The 24889-nt window shown below is 59.0% G+C and carries 18 protein-coding genes and 1 tRNA gene; 5 read left to right on the top strand and 14 right to left on the bottom strand.

Annotated features, from left to right (window positions below; genetic code table 11):
- Window position 1: 1 nt before the first annotated feature.
- The 14 genes from KTF55_RS06210 to KTF55_RS06145 all read right to left on the bottom strand — a co-directional run bounded on the left by KTF55_RS06210 (window position 2) and on the right by KTF55_RS06145 (window position 14568).
- The gene (locus KTF55_RS06210) at window positions 2–1288 is read right to left on the bottom strand and encodes a hypothetical protein (protein ID WP_217108067.1); all 1287 of its coding nucleotides are present in this window, start codon (window positions 1286–1288) and stop codon (window positions 2–4) included.
- Window positions 1285–2640, bottom strand: a complete 1356-nt coding sequence (locus KTF55_RS06205) for a hypothetical protein (RefSeq protein ID WP_217108066.1) — start codon at window positions 2638–2640, stop codon at window positions 1285–1287. The genes KTF55_RS06210 and KTF55_RS06205 overlap by 4 nt, the downstream gene beginning before the upstream one ends.
- On the bottom strand, window positions 2637–3974 hold the full coding sequence (locus tag KTF55_RS06200; RefSeq protein ID WP_161116196.1) for a glycoside hydrolase family 99-like domain-containing protein: 1338 nt from the start codon (window positions 3972–3974) through the stop codon (window positions 2637–2639). The genes KTF55_RS06205 and KTF55_RS06200 overlap by 4 nt, the downstream gene beginning before the upstream one ends.
- Window positions 3971–5104, bottom strand: a complete 1134-nt coding sequence (gene wecB / locus KTF55_RS06195) for a non-hydrolyzing UDP-N-acetylglucosamine 2-epimerase (protein WP_148346689.1) — start codon at window positions 5102–5104, stop codon at window positions 3971–3973. Before wecB ends, KTF55_RS06200 begins: the two co-directional genes overlap by 4 nt.
- A 1-nt stretch (window position 5105) precedes the next feature.
- Window positions 5106–6218 (bottom strand): glycosyltransferase, encoded by a 1113-nt coding sequence (locus KTF55_RS06190; RefSeq protein ID WP_148346688.1) that lies wholly within the window; start codon window positions 6216–6218, stop codon window positions 5106–5108.
- Window positions 6215–7696, bottom strand: coding sequence for a sugar nucleotide-binding protein (locus KTF55_RS06185; RefSeq protein ID WP_217108540.1), 1482 nt, complete (start codon window positions 7694–7696; stop codon window positions 6215–6217). The genes KTF55_RS06190 and KTF55_RS06185 overlap by 4 nt, the downstream gene beginning before the upstream one ends.
- Before the next feature lie 123 nt (window positions 7697–7819).
- Window positions 7820–8839, bottom strand: a complete 1020-nt coding sequence (gene rfbB / locus KTF55_RS06180) for a dTDP-glucose 4,6-dehydratase (RefSeq protein WP_217108539.1) — start codon at window positions 8837–8839, stop codon at window positions 7820–7822.
- An 11-nt stretch (window positions 8840–8850) separates the two neighbouring features.
- On the bottom strand, window positions 8851–9750 hold the full coding sequence (gene rfbA / locus KTF55_RS06175) for a glucose-1-phosphate thymidylyltransferase RfbA (protein WP_217108407.1): 900 nt from the start codon (window positions 9748–9750) through the stop codon (window positions 8851–8853).
- Between the two features lie 3 nt (window positions 9751–9753).
- Window positions 9754–10920, bottom strand: coding sequence for a beta 1-4 rhamnosyltransferase Cps2T (cps2T, locus tag KTF55_RS06170; protein WP_217108408.1), 1167 nt, complete (start codon window positions 10918–10920; stop codon window positions 9754–9756).
- Window positions 10920–11669 (bottom strand): sugar transferase, encoded by a 750-nt coding sequence (locus tag KTF55_RS06165; protein WP_226790725.1) that lies wholly within the window; start codon window positions 11667–11669, stop codon window positions 10920–10922. The genes cps2T and KTF55_RS06165 overlap by 1 nt, the downstream gene beginning before the upstream one ends.
- A 62-nt stretch (window positions 11670–11731) precedes the next feature.
- The gene (gene loaP / locus KTF55_RS06160) at window positions 11732–12280 is read right to left on the bottom strand and encodes an antiterminator LoaP (protein ID WP_226790727.1); all 549 of its coding nucleotides are present in this window, start codon (window positions 12278–12280) and stop codon (window positions 11732–11734) included.
- 800 nt (window positions 12281–13080) lie between these two features.
- A tRNA-Ala gene (locus tag KTF55_RS06155) sits at window positions 13081–13156 on the bottom strand.
- Between the two features lie 71 nt (window positions 13157–13227).
- Window positions 13228–13851, bottom strand: coding sequence for a thiamine diphosphokinase (locus KTF55_RS06150; RefSeq protein ID WP_371814745.1), 624 nt, complete (start codon window positions 13849–13851; stop codon window positions 13228–13230).
- 27 nt (window positions 13852–13878) lie between these two features.
- Window positions 13879–14568: an HAD family phosphatase gene (locus KTF55_RS06145; protein WP_217108411.1), complete on the bottom strand. Its 690-nt coding sequence runs from the start codon at window positions 14566–14568 to the stop codon at window positions 13879–13881.
- Window positions 14569–14899: 331 nt separating this feature from the next.
- On the opposite strand from KTF55_RS06145, the gene glgB reads away from it, so the two are divergent.
- The 5 genes from glgB (at window position 14900) to glgA (ending at window position 24515) form a co-directional block, all read left to right on the top strand.
- Entirely contained in the window at window positions 14900–17176 is a 2277-nt protein-coding gene (gene glgB, locus KTF55_RS06140) for a 1,4-alpha-glucan branching protein GlgB (protein ID WP_217108449.1), read from the top strand.
- Between the two features lie 94 nt (window positions 17177–17270).
- On the top strand, window positions 17271–19697 hold the full coding sequence (locus tag KTF55_RS06135) for a glycogen/starch/alpha-glucan phosphorylase (protein WP_217108412.1): 2427 nt from the start codon (window positions 17271–17273) through the stop codon (window positions 19695–19697).
- 104 nt (window positions 19698–19801) lie between these two features.
- Entirely contained in the window at window positions 19802–20950 is a 1149-nt protein-coding gene (locus KTF55_RS06130; protein WP_035138263.1) for a glucose-1-phosphate adenylyltransferase, read from the top strand.
- A 4-nt stretch (window positions 20951–20954) separates the two neighbouring features.
- Window positions 20955–22082, top strand: a complete 1128-nt coding sequence (glgD, locus tag KTF55_RS06125; protein WP_117654712.1) for a glucose-1-phosphate adenylyltransferase subunit GlgD — start codon at window positions 20955–20957, stop codon at window positions 22080–22082.
- Between the two features lie 90 nt (window positions 22083–22172).
- Window positions 22173–24515 carry a glycogen synthase GlgA gene (glgA, locus tag KTF55_RS10090; protein WP_217108413.1) on the top strand — a complete coding sequence of 781 codons (2343 nt, stop codon included), beginning with the start codon at window positions 22173–22175 and terminating at the stop codon, window positions 24513–24515.
- The last annotated feature ends 374 nt before the right edge of the window (window positions 24516–24889 follow it).

The raw sequence follows: 24889 nt of genomic DNA, 5'->3' as shown, positions 1-24889 counted from the left end.
GTCACTCCTTAGAAAGAACCGACGTACTCTGAGCAATGGACTTCCACCTTTCGACGAGCGCAAGCCCTATAAGCAAGAACAGCAAGGCATTATTTGCCCTCGTAAAACACTGAGTGTAGATTGTCGCAGTTGCCGCAAGCGCAACAAGGGAAAGATAAAGAACGTATGGTCTGCGCCACCGACACCCGCAAGACACGCAGAAGACATAGAAAGCAAACAGGGCAATAAGGAACCAAACACCCAGAAGGATGACCAGCGATCCAAAATCAGCTTGGCCGAAATGAGTAAACCCGCAGAAGGCGCCCTCGTGGAATGTTGCTGCGCCCAAACCGATACCAAAAAGCCAGCTTGACGCCAAATTTAAGGCATAACCGATTATTGCAATTCTTTCTCCACTGCCCACCGCATCGGTTCCTATCGAACTAGAGCTTTCCACAAGGTCAAATAACGACAGGACATTGTCATCAAAAAAGTTTGCGAACGATGAATTGCATATGTACAGCAAGAAGACAATTCCCAGCAGGACAGCAAGAAACATCAGGCCCTTGGCGATTCTCATGAAATTGATCGATGACAAACCTTCGGCATAGAAAAGCAGAAGAACGATGGGCATCAAGGCGAACAAAGCCTTGTTGTCGTTCAAGGCGGCAATACCAAGTGAGCTAGCAAGAACCGCCGCCGCGCAACAAACGACGGGGATTCGCAACTCCCCGCTTCCATCCCGTATGCTGTTCAAATCAATGAGCAAAACGAAGCACGAGAACAACGCAACGGCATGGGTCGAAGCATACATGAAAAGACCTGAAATCAGGTCTTCATAGAAGGGAATTTGGCCCGTCATGGGGGCGGCCGCCATAAGAGAATATGGGTAATAGACCTGAATTAGGATAACTATACAGTTGACGGCATAGACAACGTTAAAGAAAACAATCCATCGCTGCTTGCCGAAATCCAGCAAATCTGACCCGTTGGTCTTCAGCATCACGATGAAGAGCGCATAGAAAAAGAAGGTCTGTATGGCTTTAAGGTTGTATGAGGTCTTACCGGGAACTATGCTCCCAGCAGAGTAACTCAAAACAAGGAGCATCGTAATTAGGCAGACGAGGAAAAGCAGCTTCTTCGGAATCTTCCAGCCACTGAAGATAAGGCGAACTCCAATGAGAAGAAAGATAACGTTATTTACGATTCCGGCCATACCAAGGTATTCAAGCAGAAAAACCTTAGCCATAATCAGACTGATTATCAGTGCATCTATCCCCGACCCTATTTTTTTCTCAAGAATACTCATATGGCGAACTCTTGTTTTCGTTTCCGTGAATTTGCAGCCTCGATTTTTTTTCGCTCCCGACATGAATAGAAAATACGCAGCGGCAAAGAGAAGCAATTGTCTAGCCGGAATCTGTAGGTTCGGCATTGCCTCTCATTTTCGACGGCATTTTGCGCAGTCGGCATGCTCGGTTTCGCCAAAGCAATGAATGCGTCATTGGTCGCGAGGGCCATCGCGCCCCCATCGTGATTAGCGCGGAACCCGTTCAACAACTCCAGCAACTTATCAGGCTCGTCGAGCAGCTGGCACAGCTCCTGCTCCGAAGAAAGAACCTGGCCGCAATGCGTCATACTCACAAACTCAGCTATGTTACCGCTTGATGAACAAGTGATGATAAAAGCATTTGAGGCATATGCCTCCATGCAGGTGTACGAATACGTCTCTAGGCATTGAGACCAAAGTAAAGCAGCATCCACATTCTCGCGTCGCAGCTCGTCAATCATAGCATTGGGTTTTCCTGGTGAAAATTCGACGAAGACCCGTCTCATTCCGCTAGGTAAAGGCTTCGTCTCGTTATTGAACACAACGAATTCATATTTTCCCTGGCCACGAAACGCGTCAACAAGGCGACACCAACAGTCCCAGCCTTTTATAGACTGTTGTTTCCCAAGATATGCAACTTTGATCGCATGATTGGGAGGAAGCATCTCCTTGTTGTCAAGATAAATCCCGACGTATCTTTGATGTGGAATTACCGTGCAATGCCCCCTTGCTTCCGGATGGAAAGATTGCACCATTCTTTCGACAACGCTTGAAGGGCAAGCAAATACTATGCGATGAAGCTCGTTGTGCAGAAGCCTCCAGATGCAATCTTCACGAATAATGCTGTCAGCGTAATAGGCACATCCCGCGCATTGTGCGTCGCCCAATCTAGCAGATCCGCATAATTGTGTACTATCCTGTATCAAATTATAGTTTGTGCAGCACAGGTAGTAGTCATGCGCATATACGACCAGCTGGACCTTAGGATACGAAGATACTATGCCAGCAATCGATTCAAGGTTCCATCCCATGAAGTGATGGATGTAAATGCATCCCAGTTCATACTCGCCATCGAGCAAACGTCCTATCCTAGCCAAGAAAGCTTCAAGGCTGAAAACTCCTGCGAACTTACCATCGCATATCACACCGAACGAGTTGCTGAAAAGCCTCTTTGCAAATTTAGAAGAACCGCCAATGGGAAATAAGGCAACATACTTGATGCCAGCGTCATTGGCAGCAACCTGATGACTCATAACGACCTTCGGCGTACCCGTACGGTCAATAAGATAGTTCGAAAGCGTTATGGCAATGAACAGTTTCTTCTTTTTCATTCGTTCGGCCCATCCTGCATGATGGCCCGCAATGTCGCATCAAGATATGCATACCCCCACAGTGAATCAGGTTCCAGGTAGGCACCTTCTCCCCACTCGTTCCAAGCGTTTAGAAAGACCATCTTCTTGTCTAAGTCGCGCCTACGGCGCACCTCGTCAATCGTGTCCGCAAGCCATCGTCCATATAGCTCAGGCGTGCTCCCGTGAAAAATCGTTCCTCTGTGATTCCTTCGGGCCGTGTTGTCCCACATGGGCATAACGGCGGGATAGACCTTCTTATCGCGGCTCCAAGTCGCATATCGCTTATTCTCGACCAAATCCGCATAGTCGTAGACGGTGCCGCCGAAATCTTCGCGCAACGGACGCACCTGTTTGGTTATGTTGCGACAGTTGTGCTGCACCTGCTTGGGTTGGAACTCGCTCTCGGCATCAAAGCCAACTGCCGACCAATCAATGTTGGTATCACGCTCTTGCACGGCAATAAGATAGGGTTCTGAGCCGCATTCGTCCTTACAAATGCGGCGCCACTCAGAAATCACATGCTCCGGATCTCGAATAAGCGATGGGCGATACACGGATAGGACGGGCTTGCCGTCTATTCGGAGATATCGCTCATCGCTGAAATCATGGACAACATCCCTCATGAAGGCGGTGTAGTTCTCGGAACTCTGGGTGATCTCCATCAAGACATCGTTGCTCGTACCGCTGAATCGCTTTGTCCAGTTTTCATTCGCCCAGCAATAAAAGAAAGGCATGTCAAGGTTTGAGTCATCCAGAAACATATCTAAAGGTCCTTCGAGAAGTCTCTGACCACCATCGAACCAGTAGTAGTAAAAACAGAAAGCTCCTACGCCATAATTCTTCGCAAGCTCAATCTGCCTTTGCATATTGCATTTCAAGCGCAAATCGTAATAGCCGAGCTCGCCGGGCTTCCTTGGCTGATAATGCCCCGTGAACTGAGGGACGGCCTTGCAAACATTGTTCCACTCAGTGGTTCCTCGTCCCCACCAGGAGTCATTTTGAGCATTGGGGTGGAATTGCGTCAAATAATATGCCACCAACAGCACGTCCGACTTAGCCTCATCATGCCTTCGATAGCCGACGTAGCCCTCGGCACGCGCATCATAACTTTCTAGGACATGCTCGGCGTAAGAGCTCAAAAGGTCATTATCAGCCACAATACGCAAGGAGCCCGCATCGGCTGCCGCTTCGCGTTCGAGAATACGCTCATAACGCCTGACTCTGAGGTTTTCTTTAAATTCAGCGCTCAACGGGAGTTTCCAAAACAAACCTTTAAGCTTCTCGTTGATTTGTCCGCAATTAAAAAGATTCATCGACATTCACCATCACGTATTCCAGCCTCGAGAGAAGAACGACCCAAAGCTTCCGCGATCCGCTCGCTCGCATGTCCGTCGCCGTAGGGATTGGAGGCGCGGGACATGGCGACGTACTCCTCGTCGTCGCAAAGAAGCCTACTGAACTCGCGGTAGATGGCCTCCTCCTCGGTGCCGACGAGCTTCAGCGTGCCTGCTGCCACGCCCTCGGGACGCTCGGTGGTGTCGCGCATGACGAGCACGGGCTTGCCCAGGCTCGGGGCCTCCTCCTGGATGCCGCCCGAGTCGGTGAGGATGATGTGGCTGACGGCCATGAAGTTGTGGAAGTCGAGAACCTCGAGCGGGTCGATGATATGCAGCCGGTCGAAGCCGTCAAGCTCCTCGTGCGCCGCCTTGCGGACGAGCGGGTTCATGTGGATGGGGTAGATCGCCTTGGTGTCGGGGTGCTCCTCCATCACGCGGCGGATGGCGCGAAACATGCGGTGCATGGGCTCGCCCAGGTTCTCGCGACGGTGCGCCGTGATGAGGATGAGGCGGGAGCCCTCCGCCCACTCGAGCTCGGGGTGGGTATAGCCATCGCGAACGGTGGTGCGAAGGGCGTCGATTCCCGTGTTGCCGGTGACCCAGATCTTCGACTCCGGCTTGCCCTCGTCCAGAAGGTTCTTCTTGCTGGCCTCAGTGGGGGCGAAATAGTACTCGCTCACGATGTCGACCGCCTGACGGTTGAACTCCTCCGGCCAGGGGCTGAAGATGTCGTGCGTGCGCAGGCCCGCCTCAACGTGGCCCACAGGGATCTGCAGGTAGAAGCACGCGAGCGTAGCGGCGAAGCTGGTCGTGGTATCGCCGTGTACGAGCACGACATCGGGCTTCTCGTCCTCGAGGACCGCCTTGAGCTTGAGCAGCACGTCGCACGTAACGTCGAACAGAGTCTGTCCCGGCTTCATGACGGCCAGGTCGTAGGCGGGTTTGACGTCGAACACGCGAAGCACCTGGTCCAGCATCTCACGGTGCTGACCGGTGACCGTCACAACCGTGTCGAACTCGTCGGGGCGCGCCCTCAGCTCGTTCACGAGCGGGCACATCTTAATGGCCTCCGGGCGAGTGCCGAAGACGAGCATAACTTTTTTCATATCAGCCTTTCAAAGCAAGTTGATAGCCGTCGAGAGTTTTCTCAGCAGCCTTCTCCCACGTGTATTCCGTAATTACCTTTCGGCCGAAAACCTCGTCGTAATTGACGGCGTAAGCCTCATCCAGCGCAGCCCTGATGGAGGAAGGGCTGCTGACATCGCAATAAAACGCGCTGTCACCGAAATAATCCCGCGTCGTTCCTTTGGGAGATACCACGATATTGCACCCCATAGCGGCTGCCTCCAGACTCACGAGGCCCGGCGTCTCGAACCAACTAGGCAACACGCTCACACGGCACTCGCGGCACAGCTTGTAGATGTCTTCGTTGGGAATTTGCTCGATCCATTCCATGTTCGGATTGGCTTCTATCTCCGACACAACCTTGTTCGCATACTCGATATGCCCGGGAGACTTCTTTCCCACAAAGACGACCTTGTAATCCGACCCCTCCACCGCCTTGATTAGGTTGAGCTGGTTCTTGCGAATGTCGATGCGGCCGATGCAAACAATCCATCCACTGAATCGCTCGTATCCTGTTGATTCAACCTCTTTCGCGGCCTTAATGCTCGCGACGTCGACGGCGTTGGGGACGACCACATAGTTGTCGGTGCGAAAACCGAGATGAGCCGCTATCTGGTCCATCTCGGTCTTTGCATTCGGCAGGAACACATCGCAGTTGTCCAATATCTCGAGCTGCATCTTTTGGAAGCTATGTGTCATAAGGTAGCGTGCACCCTCGCTGCGCTCCCCGCGCAAGACGTACTTTCCGAAGGCCTTGAGGCGCTCCATTCCATCGACGCTAAGATGTTTTCCCAAAAAACCTCTCAGGCCGTTTGCTGCGCTTTTTTCGAAGCTGTCAGTCGGCCAGTAAATCGTGGAGAGCACGACAGGCTTTCCGGCCTCCTTGGCGTTTTTCGACTGGATGAAAGTTTCCTGGACCCGCGTGAGGTTGAACAAGTGGACCACATCGTATCCAGAAACATCGGGTCGCAAGTCCAAGGACAGGTCGACATCAATACCCTTTGATTCAAGGGCCTCCTTCGTCTTTACAAGTTGTGTCGTGTCACCGCCCGCTAGATCAAAAACGTTTTGGCGGGTCTGCATCAGTACTTTCACAGCTGCTCCATATTTGCTTTTTCAGAAGAGCCAAACAGGTATTCTTCGAGCTCTTCCTCCCAGTCGGGCATGTGGAAGCCGACCGACTGGAGCTTGGACAGGTCGAGCGCGGAGTGGACCGGGCGCGGGGCGACGGGGCCGGCAGCATTCGCGTAGTAGTCGGCGGTCGACACCGGCACGACCCTGTCCCCGTTGCCGTTGGCGGCCTCGAAGACGGCGCGTGCGATGTCCGCCCAGGACTTCACGGCGCCCGCGCCGGTGCAGCCGTAGGTGCCGTAGGGGGCCTTCGCCCCCAGCACGTGGAAGATGGCCTCGGCCATGTCGCGCGTGAAGGTCAGGCGGCCCAGCTGGTCGTCGACGACCGTGACCTGCTCCAGCTTGTCGTCCGGGTCGGCGACGCGGTCGGACAGCCCCCTCATGGTCTTGACGAAGTTGTGCCCCTCGCCGATGACCCAGGAGCTGCGCATGATGTAGTGGCGCGGGCAGCCGGCCACGGCGATGTCGCCGGCGGCCTTGGTCTGGCCGTAGACGGACAGCGGGCTGAACGGCTCGTCCTCGTCGTGGACCTCGGCCGTGCCGTCGAAGACGTAGTCGGAGGACACGTGGACGAGCGTGATCCCGTGCCCGGCGCAGGTGCGGGCGAGAAGCGCCGGGCCGGTCGCGTTGGCCTTCCAGGCGACAACGCGGCCCTCGGGGGTCTCGGCTTTATCCACGGCCGTGTAGGCGCCGCAGTTGATGACGGCGCCGTAGAGCGACCAGTCGTACTGCGAATAGGCCTCCGGGTCGGACATGTCGAAGGTGTCGATGTCGCAGAAGTCGAAGTCCTTCGCCACGCCGCGCTCCTCGGCGAGTGCGCGCACCGCGCGGCCCAGCTGGCCGTTGCAGCCGGTGACGAGGGTGCGCTTCGGCGCCATGGGGACGACGTCCCTGAGCATCGGGTGGTTGAGGTCGGCCTCGGAGACGGTGGCCTGATCCAGCGGGATCGGCCACTGGATGTTGAGCTCCGGGTCGGCGAGGTTCACGAAGGTGTAGGTCCTCTTCAGCTCGAGCGACCAGTGGGCGTCAACCAGGTACGTGTAGGCGGTGCCGTCCTCGAGCGCCTGGAAGCTGTTGCCCACGCCGCGCGGGACGTAGATGGCCTTGCTCGGGTCGAGCACGGTCGTGTAGACCTTCCCGTAGGTGGCGCTGCCCTCGCGCAGGTCGACCCATGCGCCGAAGACCGAGCCGCGGGCCACGGAGATGAACTTGTCCCAGGGCTCGGCGTGGATGCCGCGCGTGACGCCGCGGCTGTCGTTGTAGGAGACGTTGTTCTGGACGACGCGGAGGTCCGGGATGCCCAGGGCGCACATCTTGGCGCGCTGCCAGTTCTCCTTGAACCAGCCGCGCGAGTCGCCGTGGACGGCGAGGTCGACGACCTTGAGGCCCTCGATGCCGGTCTCGGCGACGGAGAGGTCCTTCTCGAATGCGATGTCTGCCATGTGGGAAAAGCTCCTATCGATGAGGTTGGATAACCGGGGGCGCCCGCGCGGGGACGCAGGATCATCCCCATGCCCTGCGGCCCCGCGCGGGCGCCCCGCGGTGCGGTTCGCCGGGATGCGGCCTTACTGGCCCTGTGCGCGGTAGCGCGCCTCGGTGGCCTCCTTGGCCGGGCGCCACCAGGACTCGTTGGCGACGTACCAGTCGATGGTGGCCTTCAGGCCCTCGGCGAAGTCGGTGTGCGCCGGCCTCCAGCCGAGCTCGCGCTGCAGCTTGGTGCTGTCGATGGCGTAGCGGCGGTCGTGGCCGGGGCGGTCGGCGACCCAGTCGAAGTCCTCGGGGTCGCGGCCCATGGCCGTGAGGATCATGCGCAGGACCGTGATGTTGTTCTTCTCGCCGTCGGCGCCGATGAGGTAGGTCTCCCCCATGCGGCCCTTGGTGAGGATGTCCCAGACGGCCGAGGAGTGGTCCTCGGTGTGGATCCAGTCGCGGACGTTCTCGCCCTTCCCGTAGAGCTTGGGGCGCACGCCGTCGATGATGTTGGTGATCTGCCTGGGGATGAACTTCTCCACGTGCTGGTAGGGGCCGTAGTTGTTGGAGCAGTTGGAGATCGTTGTCCGTAGGCCGTAGGTGCGGGTCCAGGCGCGCACGAGCATGTCGGAGCTGGCCTTGGTCGAGCTATAGGGAGAGGACGGCTTGTAGGGCGTCTCCTCGGTGAACTTGGCCGGGTCGTCGAGCGCCAGGTCGCCGTAGACCTCGTCGGTGGAGACGTGGTGGTAGCGGACGCCGTATTTCCTCACGGCCTCCAGCAGGCGGAAGGTGCCCTCGACGTTGGTGCGCAGGAAGGGCTCGGGGTCCGAGATGGAGTTGTCGTTGTGGGACTCCGCGGCGTAGTGCACGATGGCGTCGTGGCCCGGGACGATGCGGTCCAGCAGCGCGGCGTCGCAGATGTCGCCGACGACGAGCTCCACGCGGTCGGAGGGCAGCCCCGCGATGTTCTCGGGGTTGCCGGCGTAGGTCAGCTTGTCCAGGACGGTGACATGTACGCCCGGGTGGTTGTCCACCACGTAGTGCACGAAGTTGCTGCCGATGAAGCCGCAGCCGCCCGTGACGATGATGTTCCTGGGTTCAAAGATCTCAGACATGAGGGTTCCTCCTAGTACTCGCGCGGGCTGTTGACGATCTCGCCGGCGGCGACCTTCTTCAGGTGCCGGCCGTAGACCGACTTGCCGTAGGCCTTCGCGGCCTCCTCGAGCCCGGCGGTCGTGATCCAGCCGTTCTCCCAGGCGATCTCCTCGGGGACGGACACAGGAAGGTCCTGGGAGTGCTCCACGGCGCGGACGAACTCCGCGGCCTCGTGCAGGCTCTCCATGGTGCCGGTGTCCAGCCACGCGTAGCCGCGGCCCAGGGTGACGACGGACAGCGTCCCCTCCTCCAGGTACATCTGGTTGAGCGTGGTGATCTCGAGCTCGCCGCGCGCGGACGGCTTGACCTCGTGCGCCTTGGCGGCCACGTCGCCCGGGTAGAAGTACAGGCCGGTGACGGCGTAGGAGCTCTTGGGCTCGGCGGGCTTCTCCTCGATGGAGACGGCCCTCCCCTCGCGGTCGAACTCCACGACGCCGAAGCGCTCGGGGTCGTCCACGTGGTAGCCGAAGACCGTGGCGCGGCCCGACTCTGCGTTCTGCACGGCGCGCGTCAGGTGACGCGACAGGCCGTTGCCGTAGAAGATGTTGTCGCCGAGCACCAGGGCGCACGGCTCGCCGTCGATGAACTCCTCGCCGATGGTGAAGGCCTGCGCCAGGCCGTCCGGCGAGGGCTGCTCGGCGTAGGTGAGGTTCACGCCGTAGCGCGAGCCGTCCCCGAGCAGGCGCTCGAAGTTGGGCAGGTCCGTCGGGGTGGAGATGACCAGGATGTCCCGGATGCCCGCAAGCATGAGGGTGGACAGCGGGTAGTAGATCATGGGCTTGTCGTAGACCGGCAGCAGCTGCTTGGAGGTCACGAGCGTGAGCGGGTACAGGCGCGTGCCGGACCCGCCTGCGAGGATGATGCCTTTCACTGGTTATCTCCTTCCGAGGAAAAGGTCTTCGTAGCTGTCGGTGATGGACCGCCACGAATACCGGTCGCGGATAACGGAGGTCGATGCCGTATCGAGCTCCTCGATCGACTTCCAATCCATCACGTCGGCGCTATTGATAAGTTCAGCCAAGTCTCCGGATTCCTTGCTCCAATACAGGGCCGAGTCCTCAGCGACCTCGCGGTTGAAACCGACGTCGAGAAGGAGGTTGAGGCGCGTGGACGCCAGCGCCTCCAGGAGGCTCGGATTGGTACCCCCGACCTCATGGCCGTGGAAGTAGCCGTAAGCCTGTTCACGGATCTTCTTCAGGAGCTCCTGGTCGTAGACGGTCCCGACGAACTTGATGCGTGGGTCGGACTTGAAGTGCGTCTTCCGCTCGAGCTCCGCGAGGAAGGAGTCGTCCACTCCCGTCACGAGCGCGAAATCCCGCTTGGAGCCGGAAGCCATGAACTCCCGGATCATGGTCTCGTAGTTGTTCTCGGGCACGAAGCGTCCCACGACCAGGTAGTAGCCGAAGGGCTCGAGGCCCTTCTCGGAGAGCCATCCAGTGAACTTGGGGTCGTCGTCCGCGAGCGCTGAGTGCCTGATGTCGGCCCCGTAGGCGATGAAGGTCGTCTCGGGGTGCAGGTCGGCATACTCCCCTCGAATGTACTTCTCGATGTTCTTGGAGTCGCACACCATCAGGTCGGCGTGCTTGACCATCCCGCGCTCCGAGACTTTCCAGTACCTGCGGACGGGCGCGCTCCACTTGGCGCGCTTCCACTCGTGGCCGTCGGGGTTCACGAAGACCTTGCCACCAAGGGCGTGGATCCTCTTTACGTACTTTCCGAAAAACGGTCCGATGCGACAGGCCAGCACGTAGACGATGGGGTGCTCGACACGGTTATTCTCGATATAGGCGGTGCACCACTTGAGGGCGTCTATATCGTAGAAGATCGCCCTAGCGGCTCCGACGGGCCTGCGTAGTACCTTGAAGCAATGCGCTCCGTTGTGCTCGAACTCGCCGACCTCCTCGGCGGAGTCCACAGCGCACGCCACGTGGTACTTGAGGTCAGGCGAAACCTGATTCTCGGTCAGTTTCTCCACGAACGTCTCGTAGCCGCCGTAGTTTGCCGGAATTCCCTTGGATCCGATGATGAAAACATGCTGCATTAGTACGCATCGCTCCCGTTGAAGACCTCCAGAACCGTGAGGAGGACGATCTTTAGGTCCATGACGATTCCGCGTTTTGCTATGTACTCGAGATCCCGGCGGACCATGCCGTCGAAACTGGCAGAATTGCGCTCTGTGACCTGCCAGAGCCCGGTGATGCCGGGCTTCACGGCCAAACGCTGCAGGTCGTACTCCGTGTACTCCGCCACCTCGTTCGGTAGCGGCGGGCGCGGACCCACGACGGACATCTGCCCCAGGAACACGTTCAGGAACTGCGGGAACTCGTCGATGGAGTGCTTGCGGATGAACTTGCCGATCCTGGTAACGCGCGGGTCCTCCTTCATCTTGAACATGGCACCGGCGATCTCGTTCTGCTCCTTGAGATCTGCCAGGCGCTCGTCGGCGTCCTTGTACATGGAGCGGAACTTCCACATGCGGAAGGTGGACAGGCTGCCATCGCGGTGGGTCTGGCCCACGCGGATCTGGCTGTAGAAGGGGTTGCCCTCGCTCTCAAGGCGGATGGCCGCGGCAAGCACAAGGCTGGGAACGGCGATGACGGCCAGCACGCAGCCGCTGAACACGACGTCAAAGGCGCGCTTCACGGCCCTATAGGCCAGGCGAGAGCGGTCCCAGTCCATGATGGATTGCATGGCCTTGTAGCGGCCGTCTCCCTCACGCCGGTCCATAGCCTGAGCAATCAACGCTGCACCCGCTGGCGCATCCATTGCATATTGAGTTTTATCCGACACGTTTTCTTCCAAGACTTCGTCCCCGGGTCGGGGATCCTCCCTGATCTGTGTAGCGATCGCCTTCAACTAGGCATCGCCTTTTTAAGGTTGCGCATGACGCGCTGCTCGGCCGAAAGCACGGCAAGGCCAACGCGCGTAGTTACGCGTCGACCGCAAAGGTCGAGCTCCAAATAAGCAGTGCTGTTGCGTCTGTTAATGGTTTTGATAAGGCCTTCGTGGCCCAACAGTGGACCTGCCGTCACTATGACCTGGTCACCGTCTTTTAGGGCCTCGCTCATGGGCACTACGCGGTCTCCCCTATGCGTAAAGCCGCCAATAAGCTGGACCTCTTCTTTTGCCAGCGGCACAAACTGACCGTCCTGGGAAAGCACCCGGGCAAAGTCGTCCATACGCAGCAGATACTGTTGCACGGTACGGGGATCTGCCGTATCGCAGATAAGATAACCGGGAAAGAGCGGCTTGGTCGTATTGACCCATTCGCCGTGTACTTTAATCTCGGTTTGAAATTGGGGATAAAAGAGCTCCTGCATGGCGCTCGCCGGCACCATGCGCTCGATGCGCTCGCGCATTACATCTTCGCGACCGTTAATGACCTGGATCACATACCACACGAGCACCACCCCCTTGTCGTCTTACGTGTGGCTCACGGGGTTTGGGTATGGCTTCGCCAGGGCGCTCATGCGCGAAGGCGCTCCATATTCAAACCCTGAGCCCAGTCAGACAAGCACGTGGCTCTGCCCCACCGTGAACGGTATGTATGAGTGCAGTTGCTAGAGTCGCGGACGTGTATCGCATAAAAGAACGCGACCCCAGCTGGCTGCGTGCAATCCAGTCAAGCGGGAACAAAACTGGACCGCACGCAAACAGCTGAAGACTGCTTAGGTTTGCCGTAGCAACTTGATGCACTACACGATGCGAACTTTTAAATGCCCGCAAAACCAAGTGCAAAATCGCGCATGGCAATCGATATTGGAGCTCGTGGTGTTTCTGGCACCGCCGTTACGGCCGGATGCTGATCGACCCTGCGCTTTGTGACTTGCTGGAGCCGCGAGCACAGTTGAACTCATGTAACGCTAGGTATCCTAGCACAAGATGTTAGTGAAACTGTTAGTGAAACTGATTTGGGCTGCGTTGGACAACATATCGTTCATTTGACGTGCTAAAGGGGGTTGTTTTGGGAAGTTGTTCACGTTGGCGCAGGTTATTGGGGTGCTGGCAATAATTGGGAGCGTTCCTGAAGCCCAGCTGGTGCAGCGAGCTGCACTGGTAATTGCGTTTGGATAACAAACTATGTACAGACATGGGAAATAAATTGTGCAACTTTTTGTTGATGTGGGTATGGGTTTGTGGCCCGTGGTGTTTTGGCATGAAAAAAAAGCCTCCGGAATACCGAAGGCCTTTGCATTCACGATGGTGGAGACGAGGGGAATCGAACCCCTGACCTCTTGACTGCCAGTCAAGCGCTCTCCCAGCTGAGCTACGCCCCCGTGACGAGAAGATACTATAGGGGAAGTTGACGCGACGTGCAAGGACTTTTTTTGGGTCAGACTCCAAATGCCTATTGATATAAGTAAGCGATGGCGGTGCCGGTGTGGACTTGGATCTTGGCCGTACTCCTGACGACATTGCTGATGCCCGTGTCGGCTAGCAGGCCCAAGGGACTGTGGTCTAGCCCCCATTCTAGGCCGTGTTCGCTTACCTCGGTGTTGGGGGCAACGGCGATGATGGAGAACGTCTTGCCTTCGGCGCCTTCAATAGTCCAGGATTCGCCTCCGTGCAGGATGCGGGCCGTTACTTCGTCCTCGGCAATCCAAACTGGGGCGTCCTCGTAGCCCGCGAGCAGGCCCAGTACGGAAAGCGCCATATCCGGACGGCCGCCGGTGGCGCAGGTCGCTACCACTTCAGCACCCGGCCAGCGACGACGGACGGAATCGAGGGCCAGTGCTAAATCGGTATAGTCCTTGTACGGGTCGTGGCGCTCTACCTCAAAGGCTTCGGCGGCATCGACCAACGCACGGCCTACGTCGCTCACCGTATCGGCATCCCCCACATACACGTCGCAGCCCAGGCCGGCGCCCAGCAGCGCGTCGAGACCGCGGTCCACGGCGACAACGTGGTCGCACTCCCCTACTAGCCTACGCAACAGATCCGCGCTCGCCACCAAGGGCGAGCCGCAAACCACTAATACCTTACAAGCCACAGCTCTCGCCTATCCCTCAAACGCAAGCAGGCGGGCCAGATCCAGCTCCTCGTAGCTGTCGATAAAGATATCGCAGTTGGCGCGCACATCGTCGCGCTTCATGCGGCCGTGCGGGTCATAAATACCTACACGCTTAAAGCCGGCGACCCCAGAACTCTTTAGGCCAAAGACGGCGTCCTCAAACACCCACGCGCGCTCAAACTTGTGCCCGTGGCGCTCTTCTAGGCGGCGCAGCGCCAGCTCGTATACGTCGGGGAACTGTTTGGAGCGTCCTGCCTCGCCCGTCGTGGTAACAAACTCCATGTACGCGTCGAGCCCGGCGCCCGCAAGCGCAGACTTAACCAGCTCGGCCGGCGTGGACGTGGCAACGCACAAGGCAATGCCCGCCGCCTTCGTCTGCTCCAAAAATGCCAGGAGCCCCTCACGCGGCGGCACCTTGGAGTACCCATCGATCAGGATGTCGCTCAGCTCGCGATACAGCTCCTCGCCATTCGCTCCAATGCCCCAGGTGTCGTGGTAGGCCTGGCACTCGTCCTCGAGCGACAAATGCTCAAACTGGGCAAAATCGTCGACCGTCACGTCAACTCCGTGGCGGTGCAATAACTCGGGCTGGGCATAGGCCCAAACGTGGGTGCTATTAACCAGCGTGCCGTCGCAATCGAAAATAAAAGCGACATTGGGAGCGGCGGTCTGGGACATAAATGTACCTTTCGATGTCAAATGGTAAACAACCTGCTAAAAACGTTTTACCAAACGTCAAACCAACAATCAAAAAACCCTTATTGGTAAAACTGTCAAGAGTTTTACCATCGCAATTCTGCCAGTGGTCTAAACATGGCGCTTACCGATTAAACGCCGCCCAAAAACCACTTTCCTTCATAAAAGTAACGTACAGGTGTTATCGTAGTTTCTGCCGAAAGTTCCACCGAGCACGCGAGGTGGAACGAATCATAGAACTATCGCCGTCCCTTCGATTCGTGCAGCCTTGGACCTTTCGCATCTAGTCACCAAGGCAACACGCTGCCGCGTCATGATGGGATCAAACGTGAGCGATACAAAGCTAAAGCCAACGGCTAAAAAGCCCGCAACCCGTAAAGCCGCCCCGCACGCACCGGAGCTCACCAAGGACGATGTCTATCTATTTGGCATCGGCACGTGGGAGCGCAGCTGGGAAAAGATGGGCGCGCACCCCGACACGCAGAACCGTACGCGCGGCTGGCGCTTTTGCGTTTGGGCGCCCGATGTAAAGAGCGTGCATGTCATTGGCGAATTTAACGACTGGGATGAAGAAGCCAACCCGCTGGTGCCCGTGCATACGAGTGCTATTTGGGAAGGCTTTATTCCTGGCGCAGAACAAGGCCAGCTCTATAAATATTTAATCGAGACCAACGAGGGCGAAAAACTGTACAAGGCCGATCCGTACGCCTTCAAGGCCGAGTGCCCTCCGGGTACCGCTAGCGTGCTGTGGACCCTCGATGGCTACAAATGGAACGACGCCGCATGGCTCAAGCGCCGCGCCGGCCACAACCACATGTCGCAGCCCCTTAACATCTACGAGGTGCATATTGGCTCGTGGAAGCGCCACGGCGACGCGCCGCAGGGCGAGCCGGACGAGTATGGCAACTATCCCGGCCCCATGGATCCCTTCCCCGCGCAGCGCGGCGAGTTTTACACCTACGACGACCTGTCGGTGGAGCTCGTGGACTACGTGCGCGACATGGGCTATACGCATATCGAGGTCATGCCGCTCATGGAGCATCCCTTCGATGGCTCCTGGGGCTACCAGACGACCGGCTATTATGCCGCCACTTCGCGCTATGGCGACCCGCAGCAACTCATGCACTTTATCGATGCATGCCACGAGGCAGGCATCGGCGTGATCATGGACTGGGTGCCCGGCGGTTTTTGCGCCGACTCCCACGGCCTTGCCACCTTTAACGGCCACATGCTGTTTGAGCACGAGATTCACCCCAACTGGGGCACGCACAAGTTTGACTTCGCCCGCGGCGAGGTCCGCTCCTTCCTGGTCTCCAACGTGCTGTACTGGCTCGAGAACTTCCACGTTGACGGCATCCGCATGGATGGCGTGTCCAGCATGCTGTACCTCAACTTTGGCATCGACGATCCCGGCCAAAAGAAGTTCAACAAGTACGGAACCGAGGAGGACCTGGATGCCAGCGCGTTTATCCGCCAGGTCAACTGCGCCGTGGAGGCCCACTTCCCTGACGTGATGATGATGGCCGAGGAGTCCACCGCGTGGCCGCTCGTGACCTACCCGCCGCAGGACGGCGGTCTGGGCTTCCACTACAAGTGGGACATGGGCTGGATGAACGATACCCTGCACTACATGCAGACCGATTTTCCGTGGCGCCCCGGCAACCACGGGCTGCTCACGTTCTCCATCATGTACGCCTTTACCGAGAACTTTATTTGCCCGCTGAGCCACGATGAGGTCGTGCACGGCAAGTGCTCGCTGATCGGCCGCATGCCGGGCGACTGGTGGCGCCAGTTTGCCGGCCTGCGCACGCTCGCCTTCTACCAGATGACGCACCCCGGCGCCAAGCTCAACTTTATGGGCAACGAGATCGGCCAGTTTATTGAGTGGCGCTACTACGAATCCCTACAGTGGTTCCTGACCGAGGAGTATGAGACCCACCGTCATCATCAGGCGTTTATCAAGGCGCTCAACCACCTGTACACCGCCGAGCCCGCCCTGTACGAGCGCGGCTACACCGACGACGGCTTTACCTGGATCGATGCGGACAACTCCAAGCAGTCCATCGTGAGCTTTGTGCGCCAGGGCGAGGACATCGACGACGATCTGGTGATTCTGATCAACTTTGACCCGGCGAGCTACGAGAGCTTCCGCGTGGGCGTGCCGCGCGAGGGCGACTGGGAGGTCATCTTCGATTCCGACCGTCCCGAGTTCGGTGGCAGCGGCTATGCCGGCGAGGAACCCTACACCTGCTCGAGCGAGCCCTATCCCTGGAACGGGCAGATGGACTCCATCGAGATCAAGGTTCCAGGCCTGGCAGGCGTGGTGCTTAAGCGCCGCGGTCCCAGCAGCTATAAGCCGCCCGTGGTCGAGGAGCCCAAGGCTGCGCCCAAAAAGCGCACGTCCTCGGTGAAGCCTAAGCCTGCGGCTGCCAAGAAGGCTCCGGCTAAGGCGAAGGCCACGACGACCAAGGCCAAGGCCAAGGCTGCCGCAAAGCCCGCTGCTAAGGCCGCAGCCAAGAAACCGGCTGCCAAAAAGGCCGCTACCAAGACCAAGTCTGCTTCTGTTAAGCCGTCTGCCAAGGATGCGTAACAAAACCGTTACAGCTGTAATTACCCGCCCCGACGAGGCGTAGGATACAAGTCATAACCGTTCCGGGAGAAACATCCCCGGGGGAAAGGAACGTATGAATAAGATCTTCGACAACAAGCAGGAGTTTACCGAGCTCTATCGCGATGCCGTCATGAGCATCAGCGGCAAGAGCGCCGAGGCCGCCAGCGACCTCGACCGCTTTAACGCCCTGGCCAAGCTCGTGGCCGAGAAGGCGCGCACCGTTGCCACCAAGAGTGACGCCCGTGTGACCGCCGAGAGCAAGAAGCGCGTGTACTACTTCTCGATCGAGTTTTTGATCGGCCGACTGCTCGACAACTACCTGCTCAACTTTGGCGTGCGCGACATGGTCGCCGAGGCGCTCGACGACATGGGCTTTGACCTGTCCGTCATCGAGAACCAGGAGCCCGATCCGGCCCTGGGCAACGGTGGCCTGGGTCGTCTGGCCGCGTGCTTCTTGGATTCCATGGCAGCCGAGGGCATTGCCGGCTACGGCAACGGCATGCGCTACCGCTACGGCCTGTTTAAGCAGGAGATCGTCAACGGCAGCCAGGTTGAGGCCACCGACGAGTGGCTCACCCACGGCTATCCCTGGGAGGTTCGTCGTCAGGACAAGGCCGTGACCATTAAGTTTGGTGGCCATGTTGAGGGCTTTGAGGAGAACGGCCGCACGTTCTACCGCACGGTGGACACGCAGGACATCCTGGCCGTCCCTTATGACATCCCCATTGTGGGTTATGCCGGCGAGACCGTCAACAAGCTGCGCGTCTGGGCCGCCGAGCCGGTCGAGGAACACTTCGATCTGGAGGCCTTCAACCGCGGGGACTATGCCCTGGCCGATGCCGAGCGCGCCGAGGCCGAGGCCATCAGCGCCATCCTCTACCCCAATGACGCCGGCGAACACGGCCGTCTGCTGCGCCTGAAGCAGGAGTACCTGTTTGTCTCGGCCGGCATCTACAGCCTGCTCGACACCTTTGAGAAGGAGCACGGCGCTAACTGGGAGCTGCTGCCGCAGTTTGTGGCCATCCACACCAACGATACCCACCCCGCCATGTGCGGCCCCGAGCTCATGCGCATCCTCATCGACGAGAAGAAGCTCGAGTGGGATGACGCCTGGAACATCGTGACGCAGGTCGTGAGCTACACCAACCACACCATCCTGCCCGAGGCTCTGGAGAAGTGGCCCATCGGCACGTTCTCCAAGCTCCTCCCCCGCGTGTACCAGATCATCGATGAGATCAGCCGTCGTTGGCACGAGTCGTTCGACACCACGCAGGAGGGCTGGCAGGAGCGTCTGCGTCAGACCGCCATCCTGTGGGACGGCGAGATTCGCATGGCCAACCTGTCCGTGATCTGCAGCCATAGCGTCAACGGCGTGGCCAAGATCCACTCCGACATCATCAAGAACATCGTGCTCAAGGATTTCTATGCCCTGACGCCCGAGAAGTTCAACAACAAGACCAACGGCATCTCGCACCGTCGCTTCTTTGCCGAGGCCAACCCCACCTATGCCAAGCTCGTGACCGAGGCCATTGGCGATGGCTGGCTCAAAGACGCCTTTGAGCTGGAGAAGCTCAAGGAGTTTAAGGACGACACCGAGTTCCTGAAGGCCGTGGGTGCCTCCAAGCGCGCTAACAAGGAGCGCCTGGCCGCCTACGTCAAGGCCGAGACCGGTCTGGTTATCGACCCCAACACCGTCTTCGATGTCCAGGTAAAGCGCTTCCACGCCTATAAGCGCCAGCTCATGAACATCATGAAGGTGATGGACATCTACAACCGCCGCATCGCCGATCCCAACTTCCACGTGACGCCGACGACCTTCATCTTTAGCGGCAAGGCTGCCTCGAGCTACACCTTTGCCAAGGAGACCATCCGCCTCATTAACTCCGTCGCCGACGTCATCAACAACGATGCCCGTGTGAACGAGGTCATGAAGGTCTGCTTTATACCCAACTTCCGCGTGAGCAACGCCCAGCTCATCTACCCCGCCGCCGAGATCTCGGAGCAGATTTCCACGGCCGGCAAGGAGGCCTCGGGCACGTCCAACATGAAGCTCATGATGAACGGCGCCATTACGCTGGGCACCCTCGACGGCGCCAACATCGAGATCGCCGACCTGGCCGGCCGTGAGAACGAGGCCATCTTTGGCCTGACCGCTCCCGAGGTCGAGCAGCTCTGGGCATCCAACAACTACTTTGCGTGGGATACCCTCAACGGCGACCGCGAGCGTCTGGGCCGCGTGATGGACGAGCTCAAGGACAACACGTTTGCGGGTCTTTCGGGCAACTTCGAGAGCATCTACAACGAGCTCATGAACAACAACGACCCCGACCTGGTCATGGCTGACTTCCGTAGCTACGTGGATGCATGGGAGAACCTCACGGGCAGCTACGGCGACCAGGAGACCTGGAACCGCAAGGCCCTGCTCAACACCGCCTCGAGTGGCTGGTTCTCGTCCGACCGCACCATTCGCGAGTATCGCGACGAGATCTGGCACGCATAAAGCGCGCGAGCTCCCTTTGCCGCACGGCATTACTCGACGGGCGTGACAGTGCGCCGCGCCCGTCGCTAATGGGTTAGGAACATCGATGACAGAAGGAGAAATCGATGAGTAAGAAAGAATGCATCGCGATGCTCCTCGCAGGAGGACAGGGCAGCCGATTGGGGGCACTCACCCAAAAGATCGCCAAGCCGGCGGTTAGCTTTGGTGGCAAGTTCCGCATTATCGACTTTTCGCTGTCCAACTGCTCCAACTCGGGCATCGACACGGTGGGCGTTCTGACGCAGTACCGTCCCTACCTGCTGCATGCCTACGTGGGCTCCGGCGAGGCGTGGGATCTGGACAGCCGCGACGGCGGTGTGTCGATCCTGCCGCCGTACGAGACGCAGACCGGCGGCGCCTGGTATGCGGGCACGGCCGACGCCATTACGCAGAACCTCGACTACATCAAGGCCAACGACCCCAAGTACGTCCTGATTCTTTCGGGCGATCACCTGTATCGCATGGACTACCGCAAGATGCTCAAGACGCACATTGAGAACAACGCCGACCTCACGGTGAGCGTTATGCCCGTGCCGTGGGAGGAGGCCAGCCGCTTTGGCATCCTGACCACCGACCCCGAAGACGGCCGCATCACCAAGTTCACCGAGAAGCCCGAGAAGCCCGATTCGAACCTCGCGTCCATGGGCATCTACATCTTCTCGGCCGACGTGCTGATCGAGGCGCTCGAGGAGGACGCTCTGGACCAGCGCTCGAGCCACGACTTTGGCAAGGACATCATCCCCAAGCTGCTCGGTGAGAACAAGCGCCTGTACAGCTACGAGTTCCACGGCTTCTGGAAGGACGTCGGCACCATCGCCAGCTTCCATGAGACCTCGATGGACCTGCTGGGTAACAACCCCGAGTTCGATCTGTTCGACAAGAACTTCCCCATCATGTCCAACATCACCACGCGTCCGCCGCACTACATTGGCCCGGACGGCCGTCTGGACGACTGCTTGGTCTCCAACGGCTGCAAGATCTACGGCACCGCTCGCCACTCGATCCTTTCGACCGATGTCATCATCGAGGAGCGCGCCGTGGTCGAGGACTCCGTGCTGCTGCCGGGTGCGCACGTTAAGAGCGGCGCGCACATCTGCCGCGCTATTTTGGGCGAGAACTCCACGGTCGAAGAGGGCGTGAAGCTCGGCTCTGTCGATACCACCAAGGATACGGCCGTCGTTGGAAATGACGTCGTTATCGGGAAGGGGGAATGATCCGATGATCAATCGCAAGGCCATCGGTTATATCACCGCTAACTACTCTTCGACCTACGGCAGCGTGCTGCTCAAGGATCGCCCCATCGCGTCCGTTCCGTTTTTGGGCCGCTACCGCCTGATCGACTTCCCGCTGTCCAACATGATGAATGCCGGCATTAAGACTGTCGGCGTCGTCATGCCGGGTAACTACCGCTCGCTGATCGACCACGTGGGCTCGGGCAAGGACTGGGGCCTGGACCGCAAGAAGGGCGGCCTGTTCATGGTGCCCGGCAACGCGTATGGCACCACCAAGGGCGGCATGCGCTTCCTGCTGCGCGACATCATCTCTAACAAGACGCTGTTCCAGCGCTCGGACATGCCCTATGTTGTGATGATGGGCACCAACATCATCTTTAACATGGACCTCAACACCATCATCGAGGCGCACGAGAACTCCGGCGCTCAGATGACCGTGGTGTACTGCAAGGCCACGCGCAACGTCGATGACGAGACCAAGCTCGAGATTAACGAGAACGGTCGTCTGACGGGCGTGAGCGCCGGCGTCGTGTACGGCGACAACGCGTCTATGGACTGCTGCATCGTCAACCGCGAGACGCTGCTCGAGATCATCGACCACTACCAGGCCGCCGACTATCTGGACCTGCTCGAGGCACTCCAGGGCGACTTTGGTAACATCGACGTGTGCAGCTACGAGTACAAGGGCGAGGTCGTGGGCGTGTTTAGTGAGAAGTCGCTGTATCGCCGCAGCATGGACCTGCTCGACCAGACCGTGGCCGACCAGCTCTTTGACCCCGAGCGCCCGATCCTGACCAAGGCTCACGACGTGCCGCCTTCGCGCTATGCGACCGGCAGCCACGCCTGCAACTCGATCATCTCGGCCGGCTGCATCATCAAGGGCACCGTGCGCAACTCGATCCTGTCGCGCGGCGTCGTGGTCGAGGAAGGCGCTTCGGTGACCAACTCGATCATCAACCAGAGCTGCATCATCAAGAGCGGCGCCCGCGTTGAGAACGCCATCCTGGACAAGAACAACGTGGTCCCCACCAACACCGAGCTTCGCGGCACGCCCGAGAACATCCTGGTGCTGGGCAAGGCTCCGTTAACTTCCGACACCACCATCGTACGTTAACGTTGGCACCGCAACATCGCTCGTAACATGTAGAATAGCCGCCCGGTTAGCGCCAGGCGGCTATTCTCGAATTGCAACATGGGAGACAATATGGCAGATTCCAGCAAAAAGATGCAGATCGTGTTTGCCTCGGCCGAGTGCGCACCGTTTGTAAAGACCGGTGGCCTGGGCGACGTGGCGGGCTCGCTGCCCGCGGCGCTTGTGCGCGCCGGCGCCGAGGTCATCGTCATGGTGCCCAAGTACGCCACCATCAAGGACGAGTACAAGGCGCAGATGGAGCACTTCTCCGACTTTTACGTGAGCCTGGGCTGGCGCAACGAGTACTGCGGTCTCGAGAAGCTCGAGCACGACGGCGTCACCTATATGTTCATCGACAACGAGCGCTACTTTGCGCGCGACTATCCGTACGGCTTCTTTGACGACGGCGAGCGCTTTGCGTTCTTCTCCAAGGCCATCACCGAGAGCCTGCAGCACCTGCCGGCCGGTTTTGAGTGCGACATCCTGCACTGCAACGACTGGCAGACGGCACTGGCGCCCGTGTTCTTGCGCGAGTTCTACCAGGGCCTGCCGCTGTACGACCGCGTCAAGACCGTGTTCTCTATCCACAACGTGGCGTTCCAGGGCCAGTTTAGCGACACCGTGATGGAGGACATCCTGGGCGTGGCGCACATTCCCGCGGCCGCCTCGCAGCTGCGTTGCGACGCCTGCAGCATCAACTACATGCTGGGCGCCCTGCGCTATGCCGACGCCATCACTACGGTGAGCCCCACCTATGCCAACGAGATCCAGACACCCGAGTTTGGCGAGGGCCTGGACGGCGTGCTGCGCGAGCGCTCCTATGCGCTGCAGGGCATCCTCAACGGCATTGACGTGGCGGCCTTTGACCCGGCAACCGACAAGCGCATTGCCGCCAACTACACGGTTGATGACCGTTCCGGCAAGGCCGTGTGCAAGGCCAAACTGCAGGAAGAGCTGGGGCTCGAGGTTCGCGACGACCGTCCGCTCATGGTGATGGTCACGCGCCTGACGCGTCAGAAGGGCCTGGACCTGGTCATGTACGCGCTCGACCGCATCCTGTCCGGCGGCGTACAGGTGGCCGTGCTGGGCACCGGCGACCGCGACTACGAGGACGGTCTGCGCTACTTCCAGGACAAGTACCCCGGCACCATGGCCGCGCGCATCGAGTTTGACCCCGCGCTGTCGCAGCGCATGTACGCTGCCGCCGATATATTCCTGATGCCTTCGAAATTTGAGCCCTGCGGCCTGTCGCAGATCATCGCCATGCGCTACGGCACCCTGCCCATCGTGCGCGAGACCGGTGGCCTGAAGGACACCGTGCAGCCGTACAACGAGTTTACCGGCGAGGGCACGGGCTTCTCGTTTACCAACTTTAACGGCGACGAGATGGGCGACGCGGTGTTCCGCGCAGCACGCCTGTTCTGGGACAACCGCGATGCCTGGAACCAGCTAGTCACGCAGGCCATGAGCCAGGACTTTAGCTGGACGCGTTCGGCCGACAAGTATCTGGACCTGTACTTCTTTATGCACCCGGAGATTGAGAGGCCGGCGACTGTTGTCGACGAGCCTGAGGCTGTTGCTGAGCCGGTGGCCGCTGAGGAGCCCAAGGCCGAGGAGAAGCCGGTTGAGGCTGAGCCCGCAAAGGCCAAGCCCGAGGTGAAGGCTGAGGTTGCTCCTGAGGCAGAGGCCGAGGTCAAGCCCGCTGCAAAGCCCGCAGCTAAGAAGACCACGGCCCGTAAGACGACCGCCAAGAAGGTTACGACGACCAAGGCCGCCGCGACTAAAACCACGGCTGCCAAGGCAACGACCACGCGCAAGCGCACGACCGCCGCTGCCAAGAAGGCCGCCGAAGCCGAGGTCGTTCCCGAGGTAAAGGCCGAGACCGCCACCGCCGAGGCTAAGCCCGCGGCAAAGGCTCCGGCCAAGACCGCTGCCAAGAAGACGACCACAACCGCCAAGAAGGCAACGGCAGCCAAGAAGACCACGGCAACGAAGTCGACGGCCGCTAAGGCTACTGCGACCAAGGCCGCTCCGAAGGCTGCCGCAAAGCCCGCCGTCAAGGTCGAGGAGGCAGCCGCCGAGCCCAAGGCGGAGACAACCGTCGAGGCCAAGCCCGCCGCCAAGAGCACCACGCGCAAGCGCACAACGACGACGGCCAAGAAGTCCACGACCAAGGCCGCTGCTCCCAAGGCAGAGGCCAAGGCCGAGGACAAGCCCGCAGTAAAGGCCAAGCCAGCACCGAAGGCATCCGAGGCAAAGCCCGCTGCCGCCAAAGAGGAGCCCAAGGCCGAGGTAAAGGCCAAGCCCGAGCCCGCCAAGGAGGCCCCAGTCTCCCCCGCCGCTCCCACTGAGGAAAAGGCTCCGACCAAGAAGACCTCTGTCCGCAAGGCAACGGCCACCCGAAAGCGCCACTAATCCGGACGATTAAAACTTAATCCTCAACGCAAAAGAGGGCGCCCCAATCAGGCGCCCTCTTCTTGGTTGAACTTCTATATTAAAAAGAGGGCCGGTTTACTACGACAAAATGGCTCCGGCCGACCACGACGAGCAATCTTCGAAATTGACAACGCTTCTACCTGCGGTTTTAATATCACCAAAATGGCTGTGGTTAGATCATTCAATTTGCCGTAGTAAACCGAAGCACTTTTGTTTGGCTACAAATAGTATCGGTATAGGCGGTTTTGAATATCGCGATAATTTGCATGGTAAAACGATTATCTAGGACAACCGTTCGCCGATGGTAAACGGATGTTGTTTATACAGCCTGTGTACAACAGATATACTTACAT

The sequence above is a fragment of the Collinsella sp. MSK.8.10 genome, assembly GCF_019041915.1.
GTDB lineage: Bacteria > Actinomycetota > Coriobacteriia > Coriobacteriales > Coriobacteriaceae > Collinsella.
This window is presented reverse-complemented; position numbering and strand designations above follow the sequence as displayed.

Excerpts from the sequence above, each read along its gene's own strand:
- KTF55_RS06210 (WP_217108067.1), bottom strand. The coding sequence starts at position 1,288 with ATGAGTATTCTTGAGAAAAAAATAGGGTCGGGGATAGATGCACTGATA.
- KTF55_RS06205 (WP_217108066.1), bottom strand. The coding sequence starts at position 2,640 with ATGAAAAAGAAGAAACTGTTCATTGCCATAACGCTTTCGAACTATCTT.
- KTF55_RS06200 (WP_161116196.1), bottom strand. The coding sequence starts at position 3,974 with ATGAATCTTTTTAATTGCGGACAAATCAACGAGAAGCTTAAAGGTTTG.
- wecB (WP_148346689.1), bottom strand. The coding sequence starts at position 5,104 with ATGAAAAAAGTTATGCTCGTCTTCGGCACTCGCCCGGAGGCCATTAAG.
- KTF55_RS06185 (WP_217108540.1), bottom strand. The coding sequence starts at position 7,696 with ATGGCAGACATCGCATTCGAGAAGGACCTCTCCGTCGCCGAGACCGGC.
- rfbB (WP_217108539.1), bottom strand. The coding sequence starts at position 8,839 with ATGTCTGAGATCTTTGAACCCAGGAACATCATCGTCACGGGCGGCTGC.
- cps2T (WP_217108408.1), bottom strand. The coding sequence starts at position 10,920 with ATGCAGCATGTTTTCATCATCGGATCCAAGGGAATTCCGGCAAACTAC.
- KTF55_RS06145 (WP_217108411.1), bottom strand. The coding sequence starts at position 14,568 with ATGTCCCAGACCGCCGCTCCCAATGTCGCTTTTATTTTCGATTGCGAC.
- glgB (WP_217108449.1), top strand. The coding sequence starts at position 14,900 with ATGATGGGATCAAACGTGAGCGATACAAAGCTAAAGCCAACGGCTAAA.
- KTF55_RS06135 (WP_217108412.1), top strand. The coding sequence starts at position 17,271 with ATGAATAAGATCTTCGACAACAAGCAGGAGTTTACCGAGCTCTATCGC.
- KTF55_RS06130 (WP_035138263.1), top strand. The coding sequence starts at position 19,802 with ATGAGTAAGAAAGAATGCATCGCGATGCTCCTCGCAGGAGGACAGGGC.
- glgD (WP_117654712.1), top strand. The coding sequence starts at position 20,955 with ATGATCAATCGCAAGGCCATCGGTTATATCACCGCTAACTACTCTTCG.
- glgA (WP_217108413.1), top strand. The coding sequence starts at position 22,173 with ATGGCAGATTCCAGCAAAAAGATGCAGATCGTGTTTGCCTCGGCCGAG.